Annotated in this window: 1 protein-coding gene; it reads left to right on the top strand. The window is 43.9% G+C overall.

The genetic code is table 11. The features are described from left to right. A partial coding sequence (locus tag ACOCD2_RS25510) for an EAL domain-containing protein (RefSeq protein WP_419619692.1) occupies positions 1-488 on the top strand: 488 nt, incomplete at its 5' end. Positions 489-558: the final 70 nt, after the last annotated feature.

Genomic DNA, 558 nt, shown 5'->3' with positions numbered 1-558 from the left:
AAAGATCAGGGCTTAAAAGCATCTCCATCAATGTTTCTCCGACCCAATATAGCGCAGAGGGTTTTGTAGATAGAGTGATCACCTTTGCCAAACAGTTCGACATTGAACCAAGATCAATCATTTTTGAAATTACCGAAGATGTTGTGCCCAGCAGCATTGATAATGTAGTTGATGTAATGCATCGCTTGACTCAATATGGTTTCAGGTTCTCTATTGATGACTTCGGTACTGGTTACTCGTCTTTACGCTACCTGAAAAACCTTCCTTTGGGAGAGCTTAAAATAGACAAGTCCTTCGTGGACGACGTCACTGCCGAAGGCAGAGCCGCGGCAATTGTCAAAACCATCATTGATATGGCGCACAACTTCAACCTTGATGTCGTGGCTGAAGGCGTAGAGAGTGAAGAACAATTGAATATACTTGCGAAGTATCAATGTGAGTTGTACCAGGGGTTCTTCTTTTGGCTCTTCCCCAAATGGAGTGGGTAGATTATCGTAATCCCCTATGAGAGACAAAGACCTATACGCCCAGATACTGGGAATCAAGAGTCCCTGGCAA

Source organism: Thiolapillus sp. (genome assembly GCF_048562965.1).
GTDB classification, from domain to species: Bacteria; Pseudomonadota; Gammaproteobacteria; order Chromatiales; family Chromatiaceae; genus Thiolapillus; species Thiolapillus brandeum_A.
The sequence above is the reverse complement of the archived record's forward strand: the minus strand, read 5'-3'. Positions and strand labels throughout refer to the sequence as shown.